Below are 22,305 nucleotides of genomic sequence, written 5' to 3'. Positions count from 1 at the left end.
AGATTTTATTAATTAATAAATAGAGTTACTCTACTTTTTTTACTCTTGATCTTCTGACACCTATTTCACTAATGTCTTTTTATCTTCTGATCTGCATTCATCATTGTGAATTGCTTCATATTCATGCAGTAATATGAATGTACTTCATGGAAGTACTAGTATAAAAGGAAAACACTTAGTTACTGCATTAAGGCAAACTTCAGTAGTAAATTTAAAAAGGAAGTTTAAGTCCAGGCGGTAAACCCATCATACCTGCAAGATCAGAAGTTGCATTTGCCATATCTTCTTCTGCTTTTTTGATGGCATCATTGAATGCTGCTGTCACTAAATCTTCTACTATATCTTTTTCTTCATTTCTCATAAGCTCTAAGTCTATATTTACCTTTTTAGCTTTATAGCTACCTATTTTTATTACTTCCACTAATACAGAAACTTTACCACCACCAGAAATACCTTGAAACTCTTTTCCAATATACTTTTCTTGAGCTTCCGCAAGCTTTTTTTGCATTTCTTGCGCTTGCTTCATTATTTGACTGAAATCCACAACCTACTCCTTATTTTCTATATTAACTACCTTTGCACCTTTAAACGTATTTAATATATCCTTAACTGCAGGTGCATAATTTAAATTACTCACTTCCCTATTCATATAACTCGTATCAACTATAATAACCCACTCCTGCTTAGTAGCTTGACTTAAATAATTTTTCAAGTCATTACAAAAATTACTGTTCAAGTTAGATACAGCTTTTAATTTTAAATACCCAAATCTACAATCTATTAATTGTAGATTACTACACAGTTGTTTGTAAAGATAAATTTGGTTACTCTGCCTTAATAGTTGCAAAATCTTATCAAAATCGTAATTTTGTTGTTTATTTTTCACATGGATCCCAGTGTCACGCACTGGGATGACAGAGTGGGGGTTTTCCACATATTTTTTTGGATCCGAGTAGTCAGCTACTTGGATGACAGAGGGGGAAGGTGCAACAGGTCTGCCCTGTCTATTTCCTTGCTCTACATTCTGTGAAAGAATTTTTTTGATCACCTGTTCCGGAGAAGGTAAATCAGAAAGATAACAAAGGCTAATTAATATCATTTCAGCGGCAATTTCATTGCATGTTGAAACCTTTATATCTTGAATACCCTTAAGCAGCACCTTCCACAATCTCGAAAAAAATATTAAAGACTTTTTTGCACTCAAATCTTTTACTCTGCTCTTCTCATATTCTGTATCAATTTCTTTTGTAATTAAAAAACGGCATACTAACTGGAGGGTTTGCAGCAGATCTTCAAAAATATTGAGCGGATTTGCTGTCTTTACCGCGTTGTCGAATACTGACAAAGCCTTCTGTAAATCACTATCTAATACTGCTTCCAGTAGATCAAATATAACGTCTCTATCTACTAGACCAAGTATGTCTGTAACACTTTGAGTGGATATTGTACCATCTTTGCTATATAGCACTGCTTGATTCATCAAAAATAAAGCGTTACGCATTGAATTATTGCAGTGGTGAGCAATTAATTCCGATGCTTCTTTTTCAATAAAATAATTTTCTTTTTGTGCAATATCATTTAAACGCTCCATTATCTTAGCTGAAGGAATGTTATGTAAGTCAAACCTTTGACAACGTGCAATAACAGTTATTGGTATCTTTTTTATTTCTGTAGTTGCTAGAATAAACTTTACGCTAGATGGTGGTTCTTCTAGAGTTTTAAGTAATGCATTAAATGCACTACTAGATAACATGTGTACTTCATCTATAATGTAAACTTTAAATTTAGAACTTATTGGTAAATAGCAAATATCTCCCAAGATCGCTCTAACATCTTCAACACTAGTGTGACTTGCTGCATCGATTTCAACTACATCTGGATGGCTTGAATTTTTTATTGCCAGACAACTTGTACATGATCCACAAGGTTCAAAAGTTGGCCCTAATGAGCAGTTCAAACATAAAGCTATTATTCTTGCAGTGGTGGTTTTACCAATTCCACTGCTACCAGAAAGCAGTATAGATTGTGGAATTTTGTTGAGAGTAAAAGCATTTTCTAGTATACGCACCAATATATCTTGACCTACTAAATCTTTAAAGCTACTAGGACGATATTTTAATGCTATGTTCATAGCCTAGAATAAAACAAATAGTACAAATAGGTATGCAACCCAAAAAGATTCTGATATGGTTGCTTCATTTCTGACCTGACCAAGTTACAGAATTTTTGCCTGCATACCTTATAAAAGGTTATACTTTTTTTTTTTTTTAGCAAGGTATATTCTATATTAGTCTTATAATTTATATGTTAGACCTTTTGCAACATTACTTTGGAGTAAACAGCTGTTACCTAAAATACTCTTCTTCTGTCATCCCAGTGCCCAGACACTGGGATCCAGAAAACTTAATTTTAAATGAATACATTAGGTTGTTGTATAATAAGAACTGGATTCCAATGTCACGTGCTGGAATGACAACATATAGGTATTGGAATAACAAAAGAGGAATATTATGATTTTATATCATTTTCCTCTTTGTCCGTTTTCACGAAAAGTTAGAGCTCTTCTCAAGGAAAAAAAGCTGAGTTGTGATTTGGTATATGAAAACCCATGGGAAAAGCGGAATGAATTCATGAAGATCAATCCAATCGGGCAAGTACCAGTATTAATAGATAATAACTTTGTAATAGCGGATAGTAATGCCATTTGTGAATATATAGAAGAGACTTACAATAGCGACGTCAAATTACTTGGTTCATCCACTATTATTAAGTCTAAAATACGCGCTTTAATCAATTGGTTCGATAGCAAATTTTACAATGAAGTTACTAAGTATATTATGAATGAAAAAGTAATTACTAACCGCAGCCCTGACTCTAGATTTCTTCATGCAGCTCAGCATAACCTGCCTTGCCATATGGAATACATCGAACACTTAATTAACAAGAACGTTTGGCTTGCAACCGATAAGTTCACTTTAGCCGATATTACTTTAGCATCACATATTTCTATAATAGACTACGTAAATAGTTTCCCATGGGAGAAAAGTAAGATTTTAAAAGAATGGTACTCCATTGTTAAATCAAGGCCTTGTTTTCGCGAAATATTATTAGAGAGAATTTTTGGCTTAACTCCCCCTAGACATTACGCTGACCTTGATTTTTAACTTGCGTTAGTTTTAAAGCTACAGTCATTCCTTCATCAGTAGGAATCAATATGGAGAAATATTTTTTTTCATCTGACAATCTATCGTTAAACTCTCTCATAGCATGCCATGACTTTTCTGATATTTCTTTTGGAGGAGATTCTAAAAATACTGTATCAAATAATAGAGTGTTATCTGCAACGATTAGCCCATCTTGTTTAATGTATGACTCTGCCCAATCTAAATACTTAGGATAACTACTTTTGTCAGCATCGATGAATATCATGTCAAATGGTGCCTTTGCTGATAATTTATTGATTTTTTCCAGTGCATCACCTTCTATTAGAGTAATTTTATCACTTAGATTAAAAGCACTAAAATTTTTTTTTGCTATTCTTGAGTGTTGAGGATTATTTTCTATTGTATATATATGACCATCTTTCGGTAAAGCTTTTACCATACAAATTGACGAATAACCATATAACGTGCCAATTTCAACTATGCTTTTAACTTTATGGATTTTGATAAATAAATTTAATAATTTTCCTTCTTCAGGAGTGATTTGAATACGTTGTTTCTTATCAAGAGTACAATGTTCTTCTATTTTTTTATACTCTTTTGCAAATAAGCTTCTTATGTACAACGATTTTCTGCTAAAGTTATGACGCATTAAGTTTTATAATATAAACTAAGGAGGTTTAATCTATATAAGATTTATAAATATAACAATAGAGTTAAGAATAATAAAATTTTTTATTTTAAGTTGTTATTTTATAAAGTAAAATTTTAAGTGACAAAGATTATTATATATTTTACTATGATTAACTAGTATAATAACCAATTGTTATACTAGAATTAAGGGATCGTTTATTTACATCTCTCTTAAAATGTAATTTTTCTAATCAATTAGAGGGGGTTATATGTCTTATAACATTGCTAACGAAGTTGAAACGTTAAGCAAGAAGTCTAATAATAATGAAGGAGTGAAATTACTGCACAATCCAGCTTATCGCGAGAAGTACAAAGAACGCTTTAACGAAGCTCAGAAAAAAGTTATGGATATGGTCCAATTTTATGATGGAACGATAGTATTAATAGAGAATAAAATTGCTATGTATTATTATACTTGGCACAGTAAAAAAAGAGAGTTTGAGCGTAAAAAGCAACAAACAGTATCAAAAAATAATGATTCAGCATAGGGTTTTTATATGGTAAGCTACAGTGTTATTACTTCACTATAGCTTTTCCATATAGCTCATCTATTACATTAGCGAAGTATTCCAGCTCTCTATATCCTTCGTGTTTAATTTTACTATGATCTACGTATGATTTATCATCATTAAGCTTGATGAAAAATATCGGAGTAGCTGTGATATCAAGTTTATTAATTGCCAGTGATTTATCATTTATAATTTTGTCCATCATCTTTTTATCATTAATGCATTGATTAAATGCATCTTGCTTCAAATTGCTTAGTGCAGCAATTTTTTGTAGTATAGTTAAATCACTAAAATTAGAGTAGTTCCACGAGTCTATTGCATTAAACACAGCTTTGTTAAAATTAAAATAGTCTTCTTCTTTTTCATAGCAATAACTTAGCATTGCAGCTTTTAATCCTCTGTAATCTAGAGGAAAATGACGGAATATGTATAACAGCTTACCTGTATCTATGTACTTCTCTTTGATTTTAGGAAAAACTTTCTTATGAAAAAGAGAACAGTGATAACAAGTGAGCGAGGCGTATTCTATCATTAAAATTGGTGCTTTTCGATCTCCTAATAATTTATCATCAGGCAATAGGGACAGTAGTTCTTTTGGTGTTATTTCATCAGTTTTTTGAGTGTTGGGTAAGTTTTGTTCAATAGCTGCATAAGAACTAACACTTATAAAAATAAGTAAGAACAATAATCTAAAAATCATTACAATGGAAATACTGAACTTATTAAAAAATTTATGCATTTATACAAACAATGTCAAGATAACTTTTGTTTAGCAAGGCTTTCTACTCTGTCTTTGAATGCAGTAATTATTTTATTTTGTGCATATTTATACACTGAGTTTAATAAAGTGGAAAACAAGTTGGATTTAAATTCAAACTCTATATAGAATTCTACCATAGTTTTATTTTTGCTCATAGGAGTGAATTTCCATTCGTTGTATAAATGTTTAAATATTCCATTTGAGGACACAGCTTTTATCCAACTTTCATTTATTCCATTTGGAGCAAGGGAGGTCACTTCTGATGTGTAACTTCCTTTAATGCCATGAAAAGCTGCAAGGAGATTCACAATCATTTGGCTATCAGTTTTTTCTTTTATATAAACAGCTTTGCACCAAGGAACAAAATCAGGATACTTCTCAACGTCAATTACAACTTGAAACACCTTATGAGATGAACAGAAAAAAACACCTTGTTCTTTATATTGGTGTAACATAAACCTGAATAATAAAAATGGGATCCATATCTACCGTCAGTCTTAGTAGATTCCTGAGACCTAAAGTTAAGGTGGGCATCACGTACTAATTTCAATGAAATTAACAGAGGCAATCCCCTTGATCAGAAATTATCGCTCGGGAAATTTAACTTAACTCATAACGTATAGCACAGACCCCAGTTAATTATAGATTATTTATATAGAGTATGTCTATAGGTATGTTAGAGCTAACGACTATTATTTTACCTTTGTTAAATTTTGCATTTTAAGTATCATAGCTAATAAATATATCTTATGAATGTTATTAAGCTCTTAACCATTTTTATTTTAATATCCTCAAGTGCTTACGCGAGTTGTATAGGTCACAGAACTTTTGTGCTTGCCATGAAGCAGCAAGTAGATAATACGTCTATGAAAGGGAATAGAAAAAATTCAGAACATATACACGAAAAGCTTCGGAAGATCATTCAGAATAATGTTAACCTCAAAGAAATATCTCGATTTGTAATAGGGAAATATTGGAATTTATCTACTCAGAAAGAAAAAGAAGAGTTTCTAAAAGAATATGAAGTATATCTCGCGCGTTTGTGCGCTAAAATTTTGTATAAATACATAAATAATAGTGAAATGATCATAATGAGTACAAAAGCAGTTGACGATGAAACTTGTCTGATAGGAACAAGATTTTCTTATGGTGATGAGGAATTTACAAATATTGACTTTAAAGTTACTAAAAGTGACAGTTCTTTCTTAATAAACGATGTTGTAATGAGTGGAATAAGTATTGCTATTAATCAACGTTCTCAATTTAGTGAAAAGATCGACACGAATGGCATGGCAAGTGTAATAGATGAATTAAAACGTAACAATAATTTATGATATACATGCCTCATTGGCCTAAGCCGATTGGCAGTAGGCCAAAGGATTTTTCTCTTAATCGCATAAAAAGCTTTCTAAATAAATTGGGTAATCCCGAGAAAAAAATACCGCCAATAATTCACATAGCTGGCACTAATGGCAAAGGATCAACGCTATCGTTTATAAGATATATAATGCAAGCAGCAGGGTATAAAGTTCATACGTACACCTCTCCATATTTAGTGAATTTTAATGAGAGAATAGTTGTTGCAGGCACTGATGTCGATGATAGTGAATTACACAACTTACTGGAAGAATGCCGTATAGCAGTTGCGGAACAACCTATCACTCTATTTGAGGCCACAACAATTGCAGCTTTCTTAGCTTTTGCTCGTCATAAAGCGGATATTACTTTAGTTGAGGTGGGTATGGGTGGAAGGCTTGATGCAACAAATGTTATAGATAATCCGATCCTAACGATCATCACTTCCATTGCACTTGACCATACAGAATATCTTGGTCCTACCGTAGAAACCATAGCAGGTGAAAAGGCTGGAATAATGAAACCTAATGTTCCTTGCGTAATAGCACCACAAGAAAAATCTATAACGAACACATTAGAACATCATGCAATAAATAAGAAATCTCCTCTGTATAGAGGAGGACTTGAATGGAATTGCGAAAAACAGAATAACAGGATGGTCTTTCAATCGACTATTCAATCAATAGAATTTCCTTTGCCATCTCTGAAGGGTGAACACCAAATAATCAATGCAGGAAACGCCATTGCAGCATGTAGCATTTTAAGTGGGAAATATGGATTTAACATTGGAGAAGAGGAGATTGCTTCAGGTTTACAGCGCACTTATTGGCCTGCGCGGCTAGAGTCTATAAAAGAAGGTAATTTAATTTCTTTATTACCAAAAGATTGGCAATTATTTCTAGATGGCGCGCACAACAATGATGGTGCCAGAGTGTTAGCTAGGTGGATAAAAGACAATTTTGCTGAAGGTGTTTATATGATCTTTGGTGTTACTCGTAACAGAAACGTCGCAGAGTTCTTAGAGCACTTAAAGCCATATATCAAACTACTATGCGCAGTTTGTGTTAAATCTGAACCTCAAGCAACAAGTACGGATTTAATTAGAGAAGGAGCTCATAATATAGGAATCAATGCTATCGAATGTGAATCAATCAGTGATGCAATATCAAATTACATATTGAAAGCCTCTATTCAAAACGTCAAAACCATACTAATCTGTGGCTCGCTATTTTTAGCCAGAGATTTGAGTATGGAGAATAATCAACCTACTTGATGAGCCGAGACGTTAAAAGCACCATCAGGATTTACAATGCTGCTTGGCTTTTCGGTTGATGCTCCTATAGGTACATTTTGTTCATCACCTATTCCTTCAATTTTTACAAGATTTACAACTTTTCTCTCGTAGATTTCACTTGCTAAGTGTAATAATAAACCACAACCTAGTACCGCAGCAAATCCAATGAGTATTTTACTGTCTACGCAACTAGATTGATACTGTAATGCCAGACCTGCTACTAATAAAATAGGGGGAAGATGACCTGAACATTGGGAAGTAAGAATTAGATACTTAAATCTTTTGAACATTTCATCTTTTAGCTCTTCTTGACCTAAATTTTCACCTTGTTTCTGTCGAGAATTTTGCAAATCCATAGCCTCTTTAACTACAGAAGATATCAAATAAACAGATAAGAAAAAAGTTGTAACAAATGTTATTAGGCTCGCACTAAACAAAATGCCAGGTGCATCAGTAAAATTAGCAGCCTTATATAGCTTAAACCCCAAGTAAATATGCGACACTAATGACGAGATGAACAGTAGGAAGTTTACCAGACTAAAAACAACATAATATTTTGTATGCTTATCATTCTGACCTTGCTGAATTGATTGTAAATACCTTTTCCATTCCTCAGGAATGATTAATCCCTGATTCTTTTCACTTAGTGGTTTAATATATTGCAAAAGTGCTGCCTTATTTCTGTTAAGGGCCTGTATTTTTTCATTGCTACCTCCTGGTTTATCTGGGTGACACTTTATTGATAACCTTCTATAATTTTTTGCTATTATATTAGATATTTCTCAGAAGTTACGACCTTCTACTTCTTGTACTTGAATACCTATCTCTTTAAATAAACTTTCATTATAATTATATTCTCTTTTTCTTAACTTATACCCCATATCTCCACCTAATAAATTAACTAACTATTAATACTTTATAATATATAAATTTCCAAATCATGTCAATTATTTCATTCATGCTTATTGTATGAATTATTTCTTTCACGACTACCATGACAAGTGTATGAAAATTATCATTTAGTGCATAATAGTGCTTCAATGTTTAAGGTTACAGTTTTCATTGGTCATTTGAGTTACTCAAATCCAATTCATGCCAATTCTATCTATCTTGTCACTTAAGTAGCCCTTTTTGTGTAATCCCAGTACCCTCATCTTTGATGTCATCCAAGTAGCTGACACTGGCTTTCCGTAATCTCACAAACGTTGTGTTTTAGCATAATTTTGTGCTCAATATGCTTGTTTATAGTAAAAATTTCTGGATTTCAGCATCAAATGCTGGAATATGGGTATCATTCAAGTAACCCTTTGTTTTCATCCCAGTGCTTCGATACTGGGATCCAGGAACCAGCGTCACGCGCTGGCTCTTTTAAATTACTTTAGCTATAAATATTAAGAAATTTACTAAAAAAAAAAGACAAAAGAACCCCCGTATAGCGAGTTTTGACCCTATAATAATGTAAATTGGCGTTGTAATAATGTGCTAACAAGCGCGATTTGGCTGAATGTAGAAAAAATTTAAAAGACATGCAGCCGCTATAATTTTTATGTAATTTGCCAATAAATACCTGAGTTTTTTACTGAATTTTGTCGTTGAAACCGCGCATATCAAAAACAAGGATAAATACTCTTATTGATATGGTAAGAAAAGTGGGAAGGTTTGTCAAGCCGCTTCTATATACCTGAGCATTGATCATACGGGTTCCATCTGTTATATATAATCTTTTTGAATACGAAGAAAGCTGATGAATGAGTATGATATTACAGTTATAGGCAGCGGTCCTGGTGGTTATATAGCAGCAATTAGAGCGGCTCAGTTTGGGTTTAAAACTGCAATTGTTGAAAAGGAAGAAAATTTGGGTGGTATATGCTTAAATTGGGGGTGTATACCAACAAAATCGCTACTTAGAGCATCTGAAATTTATAGGTTAATAACAAGATCAGAAGAATTTGGCATAAAAGTAAAGGATGCAAGTTTTGATATACAATCAATAGTGAAATACTCAAGAAACGTTGTTGATAAATTGTCAAGCGGTGTTGCATATTTGATGAAAAAAAATAACATCAAAGTTCATCAAGGCTTTGGTAAACTTGCAGGTAATCGTACTGTAAAAATTCTTAATGACAAAAAGGAGGAGGAAATTTCTTCCAATCATATCATTTTAGCAACAGGTGTAAGGGCAAGAAATCTTCCTGGAATCGAAGTAGATGGAGATTTAATATGGAATGCGCAGCACGCTATGACTCCAAAGAAGTTACCAAAATCTCTACTAATCATAGGTTCTGGTGCGATAGGAATAGAGTTTGCAAGTTTTTATAGTACTTTGGGAGTTGATGTAACAATTATAGAAGTAAAAGACACTATTTTGCCGCTGGAAGATAAAGATATTTCAAATTTAGCACAAGAAATATTCACAAAACAAGAAATAAAAATATATACGAGCAATAGTGTAAAAACTTTCACTAAAAATAAAGACTCTGTTCAAGTGCAGCTAAGTAGTGGTGATAATAAAGAATTCGATAGAGTAATTGTTGCAGTTGGCGTTCAAGCAAACGCTGAAAATATAGGTTTAGAAAATACAAAAATTAAGTTGAGTTCTTCTGGTTTTATTGAAACGAATGAATGGTATGAAACAAGTGAAACAAGTGTGTATGCAATAGGTGATGTCGCTGGTCCGCCATGTTTAGCGCATAAAGCAAGTCATGAAGCTGTGATCTGTGTTGAGAAGATTGCTGGTAAAAATGCTCATAAGTTAAAAAAAGAGTGCATACCAAATTGTACTTACTCTCATCCGCAAATAGCAAGCGTTGGCCTTACTGAAGAACAGGCAATAAAAAGTGGATATGATATAAAAGTAGGAAAATTTCACTCCAACTTTAATGGTAAATCTATTGCACTAGGCGAAACTGAAGGGTTAGTGAAAACAATTATAGACAAAAAAACAGGCGAACTTCTTGGAGCTCACATGATAGGAGCAGAAGTAACAGAGTTAATTAGCAATTTTGCTCTTGCAAAGCAACTAGAAGGAACAGACTTTGACATAAAATCCACGATTTTTCCTCACCCAACCATTTCAGAAATGATACACGAATCAGTACTTGTTGCAGATGGTGAATCGTTAAATAGTTAAGCTAACGATTTATTGTTTTAGAGCTACAAGTATCCTGATTAGGCGATTCAATTCTAATAGATTGATTACCAATATCAGATTTTTCTAACTTTTCTTTTAACCCTTCAGCTGCTTCTTTCACTTCAAGCTTTTTTTCCTGATTAAGATCCTCTGGGCTTTTTCTTTTACTGTCTAAACCTTGTTGTCTATCAATATTTTTATTGAGTTGTTCTCGCTGAGGTAGATCAACAACTGAGTTAAAAAGAGCTTTTGTTATGCTTTTTAACGATCCTATAAAACCTCCGCTTCTGCCCTCTCTTTGTTTTTGAGGGTTGTTTTTCACGTTTTTACTGTTGCTGCTTTCAGGCATTTTTAACTCGACTATCATAAAGCTTAATAAAATTTTACATGCAAATTATTAAAAAATAATTAACAATCTATTATCAAATTACTACTTACAGATGACTATTATTCTAGCAACAGGCGGTACAGGTGGACACATTTTTCCAGCTATAACCTTAGCAAGGGCACTAAAGGTACAAGGATACAATTGTATATTATTTACGGATCAAAAAAACATCAATGTAGAAAGTTATATTTTACCATTGTGCAAGCCAAGCGGCAACAAATTGAAATTTCTCTTTTTGTTAATGTATAGTTGTGCACTAGCAATATATAGAATCAGGAAATTAAAACCAAGGCTAATCATTGGTTTTGGTAGCTATGCTTCTTTTCCAACTCTTCTTGCAGCAAAGATTCTTTCTATACCTATAATTTTACATGAACAAAATATAGTTTTAGGGAGGGTAAATAGATTCTTTTTCAAGAGTGCAAAATTAATTGCAACTAGCTTTCCAGAAACTAAGTATGCAGAAAGTAGTAAATGTATTTTTACGGGAAATTTTGTTGATATCGAAGCACAAGGCTATTCTAGCGCTGAAACAGTTTTAAACGTGTTAATAATAGCAGGCAGTCAGGGTGCAAATTTTTTTGATGATGTAGTGAGCAGCGTAATTTGTGATCTACCTGTTGAAGTAAAAGAGAGGATTAGAGTAACGCAGCAATGTACGAAGAAAAATATAAACAAGGTCAAGAGTCTATACAAAAGTGAAGAAATTGATTGTGAGTTAAGTGAGTTTTTCGATGATATGGAAAATAAACTGGCCAATGCTCATTTGGTAATTAGCAGAGCTGGGGCAACTTCAATAGCAGAGATTACTCTTGCTGAGCGTCCTGCTGTATATATTCCTTATCCTCACTCAAAAGATAACCATCAATTTTATAATGCAAAACATATTGAAGATTCGGGAGCAACTGTAATGGTTGAGCAAAATAGTAACGCGAAAAAGAATCTAGGAGAGTTGCTAGTTGATTTATTGCAAAATTGTCAAAAATTGCGTGATATGGCTAATAATACTAAGAAAACAAGAATAAGGAATGGAGTTACTGAATTTATTAAGGCAATAGCTCAAGAACTTAGTTGACGAATTGCTTTTTCTTCAAATGCATCCCATAGTTCTTTTTCTAGTGATTTACTATACAACTTATTGATATAAACTACTCCCGTAGGTGAGGTAGTATTAATTTCGAGCAGGAAGTCATCTATAATATCAATACCAACAAATATTAGCCCTCTTTTCTTTAGCTCAGGACCAATTTTATTACATATTTCAGTGTCTCTATCATTCATTTCAATAGATTCAAAACTTGCTCCAAGCCGCATATTTGTTCTGATTTCTCCACTTACTTTTGGAATTCGCCTCATTGCTCCTATTGGTTTACCATTTAGCAATAGTATCCTCTTGTCTCTGTCTATATTCTTGCAAAATGCTTGTGCAATTACAGGACATTCATATTTTGCAACCATGAGCTCTGCTACTACTTGAATACTATTTTTGTCCTGTATCCTTATTACGTCATTTCCTCCATAGCTATATAATGGCTTCAGAATAATATCCTTATGATTGTTGCAGTAAAAATCTCTAATCATCGATATATTTTCAGTGATCAAAGTTGGAGGAATTAACTCTGGAAATAGTGAAGTAATTAATTTTTCAGGACAATTTCTTATCTCCGTTGGATTATTAATTACCAATACACTGGTTTTTTCTAAGATATAGGTAGTTGTGATGTAACGCATATCAAAAGGTGGGTCCTGCCTAATAAGTATGATATCAATTTCATTCAAATCGATGTCTACATCTCTCTTAGAAGTAAAACCAAAATCATCAATGCTGACCTTCTGAGCAAGAGCGATTGGTTGGTTTAACTTGAGTGCTAGATTATTAGGAACATAGACAAAAATTTCGTGCTTTCTCCTCTGCACTTCTTTTATTAATGCAAATGTAGTATCAGTTTCAAAGTTTATACTTTCATCCATTTGAAAAGCTACTTTCATTTATCCTCCCTTCTTATTACAATATACTATAGTACCATAAAAGTGTTATTAATGGAGCAAAGTATGGAATTAACAGTAGGAAATAATGCACCTGATTTTAGTTTGCCAACAGATTCTGGTGAGATTTTATCACTGAGTGAATTTTTTGATAAAAAAAATGTAGTTCTTTATTTTTATCCTAAAGACGATACTCCGGGCTGTACAATGGAGGCAAAAGGCTTTAGGGACAAAATAGAAAATTTCTCTTCTCTTGACACAGTGATAATTGGTGTATCAAAAGATAGTGTTAAGTGCCACGCTAACTTCAAAGCAAAATATTCTCTGCCGTTCTCTTTAGTTTCTGATGAAAACGCTGAAATGTTGGAAAAATATGGTGCTTGGGTAGAGAAAAGTATGTTTGGCAAAAAGTATATGGGAATAGAGCGCACTACTTTTTTAATAGATAAAAAAGGTAAAGTAGTGAAGATCTGGAAAAATGTAAAAGTTAGTGGACATGTTGATGAGGTTCTAGAGGAAGTAAGGAGAATATAAATTAAAGAATGACTACCCATTGCTATATAAAAAAACTGAAATTATATAACTTCCGTAGTCATTCAAATTTTGAACTGGATTTAGACGATAGACCAGTTGTGATAACTGGCCAAAATGGTATTGGAAAAACTAATATACTTGAAGCAATCTCATTGCTTGCTAAAAGCAACGGAATGAAAAAAGCAAAAATCAGTGAGATGCAAAATAGACTCAGCAATGAAGATTGGGTAGTGTACTATGATTTTTTTAATGGAGCAGAGCTTAGCTCAATTGGTATAGGAAAGAATTTTAATAAGAAATTAATACAAATTGATGGGAAAACGCAGTCAAACTACTCATCTTTGTATAGAATATCTAATGTAATATGGCTAATTCCACAAATGGACTATATTCTTCTTAATTCTCCAAGCGACAGGTTAAAGTTTTTAGACCGTATAGTTTCACTATTTGAAGAAAATTACACCTATTGCTACATGCAATATAGAAAAGCTAAACATGAGCGAAGTAAATTGCTTAGAGAGAATATTTTGGACGAAAGTTGGCTCTCTAGTCTTGAAAACGTAATGGCTACCAATGCAATTGATATTTTACGTATGCGATTGTCTGTTTTAAAAATACTACAGGGCACAATTGATAACCATTCTTGTGAGTTTTTTCCAAAGGCAAGTTTGAAATTTAGCAGTCAGCTAACTTTGAACGATACTGCAGAATATTTTCAGAATCGTCTAAAGGAAAACAGAGAAAAAGACTCATTAACTGGTAGAGTAACCTTTTCTGTACATAATGATAATTTTCGGGTTTTTTGCCAAAAAGGGGACATGCCAGTAAATCTTTGTTCTACTGGAGAGCAAAAGTTATTGTTGCTTTCTATTGTTTTATCCAGTGTAAAAGCAAGGTGTATTTATTATAATAAGGCACCACTTCTTCTGCTTGACGATATAATGTCGCACTTGGATAAACATTACAGAAAGGCGTTAATGGAGGAGGTGTTAAGCATTCAATGTCAAACTTGGATAACTGATGTAAATCAAGATAATTTCAATAACTACCTTTGCTCTTTCAAGTTTTTTGAATTATCAAGTAAATAAATTTCAAGCGTGCTGGTATACATCAAGCTCATATTCAGTATGTAAATCTCTAATTAAAGCCTCAGCGTGTTTTTTTTGAACAACTATACTGATCTTGATTTCGGACATTGTGATAGCAAGTACTTCTATCTTTTTTTTGCTTAAAACCTTGAGTGTGCGGTACATCACTTCAGTGTTAGACATAACACCAATACCAATTATTGAAATTTTAGCTATATTATTGTTTACGACATAATTTTCATTTTTGTTCAATAACTTTGTCATTAAATCAACATCAAATTTGGAAATCAAAAAGCTTGACCCATGTATCATGTCAATTTTAACGTTTGCTCCTGCTATATCTCTTAAAGTATCCAGAGTATTTGCAAAGTTAGTAAAAGTTACAAGAGCTTCGTGAGTGCTACAAGTTATTCCAGTAATTAAGTATCTTTCCAGTACATCTTTTTCGTGTAGTACTGTAGTGCCTTCTACTTCCTCAAAAGTGGATAACACTTGCACCTTAATATTATGCTTCATTGCAAGTTGTACTGAACGATTATGCAATATTTTAGCACCAGATGACGACATCTCCAATATTTCATTGTAAGAGATAGATTTAAGCTTGCGTGCTCTTGGAACAATTTTTGGGTCTGCTGTATATATTCCGTCAATATCAGTAAAAATTTCACAAGTTCTAATACCAAAGACTACTGCAAAGGCAATTGCTGAGATGTCAGACCCTCCTCTACCAAAAGTAGTGATTCTATCACCGTGTATACCCTGAAACCCAGCAATGATTGCAACAGTATAACCCTCAGCAAAAGATCTTTTTACATGGTCAATTTTTATCGTTTTTATTTTAGACTCAGAATAAAAATTATCCGTTAGAATTGGTAACTGCCAGGCGAGCCATGATTTAGCATTAACTCCAACAGACAGAAGAGTGATAGCTAATAACCCGCAAGAGATTTGTTCTCCTGCTGAAAGCAGGACATCATACTCTGATAACTCTTGTCTACAATTTAAATTTGAAATTTGCCTGGCTTGAAAAGCTATTTGGTCAGTGAATCCTGCAGCAGCAGATACAACAGCAATTACATTATAACCTTTTTCAATATCGTTTTTTATTAGATTTGCAACTCGATTTAAGTCAGTTAGCGAAGTACCACCAAATTTTTTTATTATTATTTTGTTCATAGTTACAATAAGGTCAATTTCACCTTTCTAGAGAGTATAGTTGCTTAATTAAATGTGTTTTTCTGGTCACTAATTGAAGTGATAGAGGATTATTCATCTTTATCACTACCAAGGTCTTTTAACATACTGTAGTTGCCTTTTCTAAATTTACCTTTTAAAGATGTAACTCCGCTTTCGCTAATACCACTTAAACTTAATGCTGCTCCACCTAGCTGCAATCCAATTTCAGACGTTTCGGGAATAATTTTACTAGCCCCTAGATCTTTATAAACCTCCACATTATTCAAATCTGGTAAACGTATTATAATATTTACATGCGGGAAGTTTGTTGCAACTAGAGAAACTATTTTCTTTATAGTGACTTCGTTCTTTATTGAAACCACAAGAGCTTGAGCTCTTTCTATTCCTACTGATTTTAAAATTTCATATCTTGTAGCATCTCCAAGATATATAGGGAAACTATCATTTTTTCCTTCTTTCACTATTTTTGATTGAATATCTACAACAACATAACTTAAATGCTCCGCAGTAAGCATTTTCGTTACCATATATCCCACTCTACCAAACCCGGCAACTATTACGTGGTTATAAAGATCTTGTGTGTCTGTTTCGATTGCTTCATCGTCTAGTATTATTTTTTCAGTGCTAAATGAATTTGCTATCCAGTCTCCAATTCCCGATAAAAGAGGAGTAAAAGCCATAGTTACTGTAGTTACCATCATAAGCACTTGAGCGATTTCACTTGATAGTACATCTAATTCATCTGCTAAACGGAATAAAATAAATGCAAATTCACCGCCTTGTGCAAGCAGTAATCCAGCTTGTATTGCAGGTGCACTTCTAAATCCAAAAAATCTACACAATGTATATATAATGGACGTCTTTAAAACGATAAGGATAATTGATAATAAAGTAACGAGTGGTAACTTATTGAGTAAAAGGTCAATATCAATAGACATGCCAACAGTCATAAAGAATAAACCAAGAAATAAGTCTTTAAATGGCAATACTGCATGTTCTACCGAATTCCTGTGTTCTGTTTCTGCAACTAGTAACCCAGCAACAAATGCGCCTAATGCCATTGATAAATGAAATTGTTCAGTAATAAATGCTGATCCTAATATTATCAGAAGTGTTGTTGATATAAAGATTTCATTACTCTCCATTTTGGCAATAACCGAAAACAATGGCCTCAGTAATAACCTACCAGTTACAAATATCAACACCAATGCAATAGCTGCTTGCACTAATGAGCCTGCCAACGAGCTTATTAAGCTGTGTTCAGAATTGCCAGTAAGCAGGGGCACTAGTACTATTAGAGGTACCACTGCAAAGTCCTGCATTAGTAGCACTGCTATTGACAATCTGCCAACTTGGCTTGCTTGAGAACCCTTTTCTTGCAGAACCTGCAACACTATTGCTGTTGAGGATAGTGCAAGTCCACCCCCAATAACTGCTGCCATGTTTGTACTCACTCCAAAGGCAAGAGCAATACACCATATTGCTATCATGGTAACTATAACTTGAAGGGAACCAAATCCAAACACATGCATACGCATGGCGATAAGGCGTTCAAATGTCAATTCAAGACCTATAATGAATAATAGAAAAACCACGCCAAATTCTGCAAAGTTATCCATTATTTCAGCTGAATGTATCAGATTAAATCCATGAGAACCAATCAATGCACCTGCAACAAAGTAACCAAGCACCGGGCTGATATTCATTTTCCAAAACGCTATGACTATAAACACAGCAGCAGAGAGTAAAATTATAATATCAAACAAATGCTGAGAGCCACTGTGCATGATATTTACCCTGTAGAATTAGACCACTTGATTGAGCAACCAATACTTGATTTTTGGTCAATTGGAGGATTGCTAGTTTTTGCAATAAATTTCATCGCTTGAAATAAATCACTACTTCCTATTTCATAATTTTGAACTTTCTCTTTTTTTGCATTGTTAAAACGTCCACGATAACGAAGTTTTAAATCAGCGTTAAACCCAAAGAAATCAGGGGTACAAACAGCACCATACTCTTTAGCTACTTCTTGGTTACTGTCAATTAAATATGGAAATGTAAACTTATTTTTCTCGGCAAAATTAATCATGTTTTCAAAGGAGTCTTCTGGGTACTTATTCACATCATTTGGCATGATTGCAACAGTGTTTACCTGATAATCTTTTTTCAACAAATTAACATCGCTTACTAGATTGCTAATAATTGATTGAACGTAAGGACAGTGATTGCATATAAACATTACAATAAGACCATTTTCCCCATAGCAGTCACTTAATGTATAATATTTGTTATCCACTCCCAAGAGATTGAAATTCTTTGCAGTAAAGTCTAAATCTATCTTAGGAGTGTCTAGCGTAACCATAGCTCATAGAGAATTGTATACCGTATATAATTTATGATCTTATTGCTTAAATGTCAAATGGTTTCTATGTACACTGTTTGCATTTAGCATTGTAATTATAAAATTTATGTTCATAACCTTCGAAGGAATAGATGGTTCTGGTAAAACAACACAGTCTGAGTTACTTGCAAATTATTTCAAGCAAATTCAAGATGAAAATAATGTCGTATTGACTAGAGAACCAGGTGGTACTGATTTTGCAGAAAAAATAAGAGGATCACTACTTAAGGATAATATTGATCCCATCTCTGAACTTTTATTACTTACCTCAATGAGATATGAACATATGAAAGAATTAATACTACCAGCTCTTAAAGAGGGAAAGACAGTTATTTGTGATCGATTTATCGATTCAACTATTGCGTATCAAGGATATGGGCTCGGTGTTGACTTAAGGCTAATAAAAGACTTACACAAATTAGTGGGCATTAAATATCCAGATGTCACATTTATTCTAAATATTGATGTTCAAGTTGGGCTCAGCAGAGCAAAGGATAAAAATAGATATGAAGAGATGGACGTTGATTTTTATAATAAAGTTCGAAAAGGATTTCAAGAAATAGCTGAAAAAGAACCCAACAGGTGCAGTGTTATTACTGAAATTGAAACAAAAAGTGACAATCACATACACAATGAAATTATTGATAAAATTACTATTGCAAGGGCTTAGGTATACTTATTGAACTTTTGCTAATTTAAACATTCACTATATTAACTTGTGGTAAAAAATTATCAATTTTAGGTGACGTTATTTCATATGAAAGATTCTCTTTTTGATTAGCTAAAAAACTTTGTATTTCATCTTTAGGTTTTTCACTTATTGTTCTATATGTTCTTGCGCAATTAATTAGCTCATTTCTACTATTCTTATTGCTTACTTCAGTTATGGTAAAAAATTGATCAAAGTGACTTAAAAGATCCTCATTCTTTATTAAAGATGCAATATCATCAATGTCTTTTACGTATAAAGCAAGTTTGTGCGCTTTGCTACGATCCTCAAAACAAAAGTATGTTACAAAATTTATTTTTTGTGGTATCTCTTGTTTTTGCTAGCAAAGATTCGATCTCGTCTTGGCAACGCATTCTCTTAACTGACTCAGCAGATACCTAGAACATTTTCTACTACAGACTTTTCTCACAACCAAAAAGAAACGTATAATATCCCATAGACAGAGTCAAGAGAAGGAATATAGCTGGAAGCAAGAATGGAGCAAGTACATTTTGTGATTCAGGAAAGATAAACCAGACGGCAGTTGCTGCTGACACAGCTAAAAATAATCCTGACATAACGAGTTTTATTTTTCTTCTGTATCCGTTATCAATAACTGTATTTACGCCAATAAAAGCTACATCAACTATTGCTCACACCTCACTAAAAGTAATATTAGCTTAATGATAGCATTCTTGTGATAAAAAGTCAATATTGTGAATATTTTAATAAATTTATTAAACAATCCAACCAAATAAAAAAAAGGCAAAAGAACTCTCGTGTAGCGAGTTTTGATCCTATAATAATGTAAATTGGCATTGTAATAATGTGCTAACGCTTATTTTAAGCGGGTTTTGGCTGAATGTAGAAAAAATTAAAAAGACATGCAGCCGCTATAATTTTATATAATTTGCCAATAAATGTCTGAGTTTTTTACTGAATTTTGTTGTTGAGCCCAAAAACAAGGATAAATACTCTTATTGATATAATAAGAGACTGGTAAAGTTTGTCAAGTGATTCTTCTATCCGAAATCACAATGTTTGTACAGTTGAAAGATGGTTGCGGGAGTAGGATTTGAACCTACGACCTTCAGGTTATGAGCCTGACGAGCTACCGAGCTGCTCCATCCCGCGTCGTTGCTTATTTATTATTATATGCGTAATAATAATAAATAAAAGAATAAAATCACACTATTACATATATTTATATATCTATTAACCTTTCTTAGCATGATAGTAAATTATATACATAACAATCTGTGCAATGAAAAATATAACTTGATACTTTGGGTTCCTATTTTTCAGTGTATAGGGATCTTAACCTACTTTTCTCTAAGCTTTGAACCAAGCTGTGCTTTCACTATATCTATTTTTCTCTTGCTTTCACCTATACTAATTCTGATTGTAATATTATACAGGAAATACGCAATATTATGCATTTCTTTAATTGCAGTGCTCGTAGGATTTACAGCCAGCAAATTCAGAACAGATTCAGTTAATACTCACATTCTTGATAAGGAAAGGTATGTGAAAGATATTGTTGCTACAGTGAAGGATATTAATAACAAGGGCTCGTATGAGCAATTTTTGCTTTATGAAATAAAAAACACGAAGTTTAAGTTAGATAGCATAAGTGCGACCTGGGAGTCATGAAATCGTGATGGTTAAATTCCATCCACCATAACATCTGGTTGAAATTGTAACCCATATTTTAAAGATTGGCAACCTTTAGGATGCAAGCATGGGTTAAAAGGAGGTAATACCAAACCCAATGGTAAATCCCTTCAAGAAGAGTTAGATAAGGTTACGAAAGGAACTTATGTTTGAATTGTCGTTATCGAAGATATGCGAAAAGGGTTGATACGCATAAACCAAAAGGTACGGAGAAAATAGGTGATCAATGTTTATGCGATTGATCAAGATGTAACTTGTCTCCCGGCAAAAAGTAAGAACCTAAGTCTAACATGAAACGGTTTTATAAACGGTAATCACATAAAAGTTCTTATTATCACTTTTAGTGTAATGAGCAGGTAGCTAACCGCAAGCTTCTATGTGAAAGGATTGTCCAAAAAGCCAATGCCTAAGGTAATACTTAGGATATGCTGACGTGGACACTATAGTCGGGTATTGCAAAGTTGTAAGTAGTGGTTAATATGTTATGAACCAACAAATGTTAGGTGAATGGAACGAAACCCCTGGCGCAAGCTGGGGGAGAAATCTTCGTTTAAGCTACAAAGCGAATTTTACTGAGCTTCAAAATGTAACAATATCAAAAAAGATGCACAATCTTCAAAGGTTATTATTAAAATCAACAAGTGCAAGAATGCTCGCTGTCAGAAAAGTAACCTTATTAGGGGAAAAAGACTGCAGGTATTGACGGAAAAGCATCTCAATCAAAAGAAAGGCTGCAACTAGCACATTCTTTAGATATTAGAGAAAAAGCAAACCATCAAGACGAGTCTGATTCCAAAACCTAGCAAACTGCTGGAGCAAACATCCACTTGGGATACCCACAATAGCAGATCGAGCAAAGCAAAACACTTGTTAAGATGGCAATAGAACCAGAATGGGAGGCAAATGAGCCAAACACTTATGGTTTTAGACCTGGTAGATCATGTCAGGATGCGATAGAAGCCAGTCTATCGCACTTGGAAGGAAAACAGCATTACTGATGCTGATATTTCTAGTTGCTTTGATAGCATTGATCACAACGCACTGCTAGAAAAACTCAATACCACACCACCCTTTGAAGAAAATACAAAAAGGATGGCTGAGAGCAGGAGTGGAAGATAGAAAGTTTGAACCTACCAAATGTGGTGCCAACTATGAGGGACAATTTCTCCGTTACTTAAAATGTTGCACATGGGTTGGGACAGCAATATCAAAGAAAAACTTAAGGAAGAACTTTTCCAATTTCTACCAGCCAAAATATGGTCACTTATCATATAAAATGCACAAAACAATAAGCATAATTGCGTATGCTGATGATTTGTAATTTTACATGAGAGTGAAGAAGTTGTTTGAAGAAAAGATTTTAGCTGGAAAATGGTTAAAACCATAGGATTAAAATTGAACCTATCAAACAAAATTAAGCAT

General features: G+C 33.4%; 25 protein-coding genes, 1 tRNA gene and 2 other RNA genes. 14 read left to right on the top strand and 14 right to left on the bottom strand.

Annotated features, from left to right (window positions below; all coding sequences use genetic code 11):
* Window positions 1–211 precede the first annotated feature (211 nt).
* From LEM02_RS01265 to ffs, 3 genes are all read right to left on the bottom strand, one after another.
* Window positions 212–526: a YbaB/EbfC family nucleoid-associated protein gene (locus LEM02_RS01265; protein ID WP_211908748.1), complete on the bottom strand. Its 315-nt coding sequence runs from the start codon at window positions 524–526 to the stop codon at window positions 212–214.
* A gap of 21 nt (window positions 527–547) precedes the next feature.
* Window positions 548–2,131 carry a DNA polymerase III subunit gamma/tau gene (gene dnaX / locus LEM02_RS01260; RefSeq protein ID WP_226079381.1) on the bottom strand — a complete coding sequence of 528 codons (1,584 nt, stop codon included), beginning with the start codon at window positions 2,129–2,131 and terminating at the stop codon, window positions 548–550.
* A gap of 16 nt (window positions 2,132–2,147) precedes the next feature.
* An RNA gene (ffs, locus tag LEM02_RS01255) (signal recognition particle sRNA small type) lies at window positions 2,148–2,246 on the bottom strand.
* Window positions 2,247–2,304: 58 nt separating this feature from the next.
* On the opposite strand from ffs, the gene LEM02_RS01250 reads away from it, so the two are divergent.
* A complete protein-coding gene (locus tag LEM02_RS01250; protein ID WP_226079380.1) occupies window positions 2,305–2,514 on the top strand; it encodes a WPE palindromic element domain-containing protein in 210 nt (69 codons plus the stop codon).
* Window positions 2,511–3,164 (top strand): glutathione S-transferase family protein, encoded by a 654-nt coding sequence (locus LEM02_RS01245; RefSeq protein ID WP_226079379.1) that lies wholly within the window; start codon window positions 2,511–2,513, stop codon window positions 3,162–3,164. The genes LEM02_RS01250 and LEM02_RS01245 overlap by 4 nt, the downstream gene beginning before the upstream one ends.
* Here the strand turns inward: LEM02_RS01245 and LEM02_RS01240 are convergent.
* Window positions 3,136–3,813, bottom strand: coding sequence for an O-methyltransferase (locus LEM02_RS01240; protein ID WP_226079378.1), 678 nt, complete (start codon window positions 3,811–3,813; stop codon window positions 3,136–3,138). The two genes, LEM02_RS01245 and LEM02_RS01240, sit on opposite strands and share 29 nt — an antisense overlap.
* A 250-nt stretch (window positions 3,814–4,063) precedes the next feature.
* On the opposite strand from LEM02_RS01240, the gene LEM02_RS01235 reads away from it, so the two are divergent.
* Window positions 4,064–4,342, top strand: coding sequence for a DUF2671 domain-containing protein (locus LEM02_RS01235; RefSeq protein WP_226079377.1), 279 nt, complete (start codon window positions 4,064–4,066; stop codon window positions 4,340–4,342).
* A gap of 28 nt (window positions 4,343–4,370) precedes the next feature.
* Here the strand turns inward: LEM02_RS01235 and LEM02_RS01230 are convergent, their stop codons facing one another.
* The 3 genes from LEM02_RS01230 to ssrS form a co-directional block, all read right to left on the bottom strand.
* Entirely contained in the window at window positions 4,371–5,063 is a 693-nt protein-coding gene (locus LEM02_RS01230) for a thioredoxin domain-containing protein (protein WP_226079376.1), read from the bottom strand.
* A 53-nt stretch (window positions 5,064–5,116) separates the two neighbouring features.
* Window positions 5,117–5,578: a type II toxin-antitoxin system RatA family toxin gene (locus tag LEM02_RS01225; protein ID WP_226079375.1), complete on the bottom strand. Its 462-nt coding sequence runs from the start codon at window positions 5,576–5,578 to the stop codon at window positions 5,117–5,119.
* Between the two features lie 17 nt (window positions 5,579–5,595).
* Window positions 5,596–5,757, bottom strand: a non-coding RNA gene (gene ssrS, locus LEM02_RS01220) — 6S RNA.
* 115 nt (window positions 5,758–5,872) lie between these two features.
* Between ssrS and LEM02_RS01215 the strand changes: the two genes are divergently transcribed.
* Window positions 5,873–6,457 (top strand): MlaC/ttg2D family ABC transporter substrate-binding protein, encoded by a 585-nt coding sequence (locus tag LEM02_RS01215; protein WP_179947083.1) that lies wholly within the window; start codon window positions 5,873–5,875, stop codon window positions 6,455–6,457.
* Window positions 6,454–7,752 carry a bifunctional folylpolyglutamate synthase/dihydrofolate synthase gene (locus tag LEM02_RS01210; RefSeq protein ID WP_226079374.1) on the top strand — a complete coding sequence of 433 codons (1,299 nt, stop codon included), beginning with the start codon at window positions 6,454–6,456 and terminating at the stop codon, window positions 7,750–7,752. The genes LEM02_RS01215 and LEM02_RS01210 overlap by 4 nt, the downstream gene beginning before the upstream one ends.
* Here LEM02_RS01210 and LEM02_RS01205 read toward each other — a convergent pair.
* Window positions 7,740–8,438: a molecular chaperone DnaJ gene (locus LEM02_RS01205; RefSeq protein WP_226079373.1), complete on the bottom strand. Its 699-nt coding sequence runs from the start codon at window positions 8,436–8,438 to the stop codon at window positions 7,740–7,742. The genes LEM02_RS01210 and LEM02_RS01205 overlap by 13 nt on opposite strands.
* Before the next feature lie 573 nt (window positions 8,439–9,011).
* On the opposite strand from LEM02_RS01205, the gene LEM02_RS01200 reads away from it, so the two are divergent.
* Both LEM02_RS01200 and lpdA read left to right on the top strand, forming a co-directional pair.
* Window positions 9,012–9,155, top strand: a complete 144-nt coding sequence (locus LEM02_RS01200; protein WP_226079372.1) for a hypothetical protein — start codon at window positions 9,012–9,014, stop codon at window positions 9,153–9,155.
* A 362-nt stretch (window positions 9,156–9,517) separates the two neighbouring features.
* A complete protein-coding gene (lpdA, locus tag LEM02_RS01195; protein WP_226079371.1) occupies window positions 9,518–10,903 on the top strand; it encodes a dihydrolipoyl dehydrogenase in 1,386 nt (461 codons plus the stop codon).
* A gap of 1 nt (window position 10,904) precedes the next feature.
* Here the strand turns inward: lpdA and LEM02_RS01190 are convergent, their stop codons facing one another.
* Complete coding sequence (locus LEM02_RS01190; protein ID WP_226079370.1) at window positions 10,905–11,270, bottom strand: hypothetical protein; 366 nt, start codon at window positions 11,268–11,270, stop codon at window positions 10,905–10,907.
* Between the two features lie 73 nt (window positions 11,271–11,343).
* On the opposite strand from LEM02_RS01190, the gene murG reads away from it, so the two are divergent.
* Window positions 11,344–12,366, top strand: coding sequence for an undecaprenyldiphospho-muramoylpentapeptide beta-N-acetylglucosaminyltransferase (gene murG, locus LEM02_RS01185; protein ID WP_226079369.1), 1,023 nt, complete (start codon window positions 11,344–11,346; stop codon window positions 12,364–12,366).
* On the opposite strand, the gene gshB is transcribed toward murG, so the two are convergent.
* On the bottom strand, window positions 12,351–13,280 hold the full coding sequence (gene gshB, locus LEM02_RS01180) for a glutathione synthase (protein ID WP_226079368.1): 930 nt from the start codon (window positions 13,278–13,280) through the stop codon (window positions 12,351–12,353). The genes murG and gshB overlap by 16 nt on opposite strands.
* A gap of 63 nt (window positions 13,281–13,343) precedes the next feature.
* Between gshB and bcp the strand changes: the two genes are divergently transcribed.
* Window positions 13,344–13,811 carry a thioredoxin-dependent thiol peroxidase gene (gene bcp, locus LEM02_RS01175; RefSeq protein ID WP_226079367.1) on the top strand — a complete coding sequence of 156 codons (468 nt, stop codon included), beginning with the start codon at window positions 13,344–13,346 and terminating at the stop codon, window positions 13,809–13,811.
* Between the two features lie 8 nt (window positions 13,812–13,819).
* Window positions 13,820–14,899 carry a DNA replication/repair protein RecF gene (recF, locus tag LEM02_RS01170; RefSeq protein WP_226079366.1) on the top strand — a complete coding sequence of 360 codons (1,080 nt, stop codon included), beginning with the start codon at window positions 13,820–13,822 and terminating at the stop codon, window positions 14,897–14,899.
* A gap of 3 nt (window positions 14,900–14,902) precedes the next feature.
* Here the strand turns inward: recF and LEM02_RS01165 are convergent, their stop codons facing one another.
* The 3 genes from LEM02_RS01165 to LEM02_RS01155 all read right to left on the bottom strand — a co-directional run bounded on the left by LEM02_RS01165 (window position 14,903) and on the right by LEM02_RS01155 (window position 18,461).
* Complete coding sequence (locus LEM02_RS01165) at window positions 14,903–16,075, bottom strand: aspartate kinase (protein WP_226079365.1); 1,173 nt, start codon at window positions 16,073–16,075, stop codon at window positions 14,903–14,905.
* Between the two features lie 89 nt (window positions 16,076–16,164).
* A complete protein-coding gene (locus LEM02_RS01160) occupies window positions 16,165–17,883 on the bottom strand; it encodes a monovalent cation:proton antiporter-2 (CPA2) family protein (protein WP_226079364.1) in 1,719 nt (572 codons plus the stop codon).
* A 5-nt stretch (window positions 17,884–17,888) separates the two neighbouring features.
* Window positions 17,889–18,461: a thioredoxin family protein gene (locus tag LEM02_RS01155; protein WP_052264880.1), complete on the bottom strand. Its 573-nt coding sequence runs from the start codon at window positions 18,459–18,461 to the stop codon at window positions 17,889–17,891.
* Window positions 18,462–18,567: 106 nt separating this feature from the next.
* Between LEM02_RS01155 and tmk the strand changes: the two genes are divergently transcribed.
* Window positions 18,568–19,170, top strand: a complete 603-nt coding sequence (gene tmk, locus LEM02_RS01150; protein ID WP_226079363.1) for a dTMP kinase — start codon at window positions 18,568–18,570, stop codon at window positions 19,168–19,170.
* A gap of 1,096 nt (window positions 19,171–20,266) precedes the next feature.
* Here the strand turns inward: tmk and LEM02_RS01145 are convergent.
* A tRNA-Met gene (locus LEM02_RS01145) sits at window positions 20,267–20,343 on the bottom strand.
* A 318-nt stretch (window positions 20,344–20,661) separates the two neighbouring features.
* Here LEM02_RS01145 and LEM02_RS01140 point away from each other — a divergent pair.
* The 3 genes from LEM02_RS01140 to LEM02_RS06695 all read left to right on the top strand — a co-directional run bounded on the left by LEM02_RS01140 (window position 20,662) and on the right by LEM02_RS06695 (window position 21,881).
* Window positions 20,662–20,862: a hypothetical protein gene (locus tag LEM02_RS01140; RefSeq protein ID WP_226079362.1), complete on the top strand. Its 201-nt coding sequence runs from the start codon at window positions 20,662–20,664 to the stop codon at window positions 20,860–20,862.
* Between the two features lie 505 nt (window positions 20,863–21,367).
* A complete protein-coding gene (locus LEM02_RS06765) occupies window positions 21,368–21,586 on the top strand; it encodes a reverse transcriptase N-terminal domain-containing protein (protein WP_369409584.1) in 219 nt (72 codons plus the stop codon).
* A 172-nt stretch (window positions 21,587–21,758) separates the two neighbouring features.
* A complete protein-coding gene (locus LEM02_RS06695; RefSeq protein ID WP_255586129.1) occupies window positions 21,759–21,881 on the top strand; it encodes a hypothetical protein in 123 nt (40 codons plus the stop codon).
* Window positions 21,882–22,305: the final 424 nt, after the last annotated feature.

Source organism: Wolbachia endosymbiont of Tribolium confusum (assembly GCF_020405475.1).
Classification (GTDB): domain Bacteria; phylum Pseudomonadota; class Alphaproteobacteria; order Rickettsiales; family Anaplasmataceae; genus Wolbachia.
Note: the sequence above shows the minus strand (reverse complement) of the source record. Positions and strands in the feature narration are given on the sequence as shown.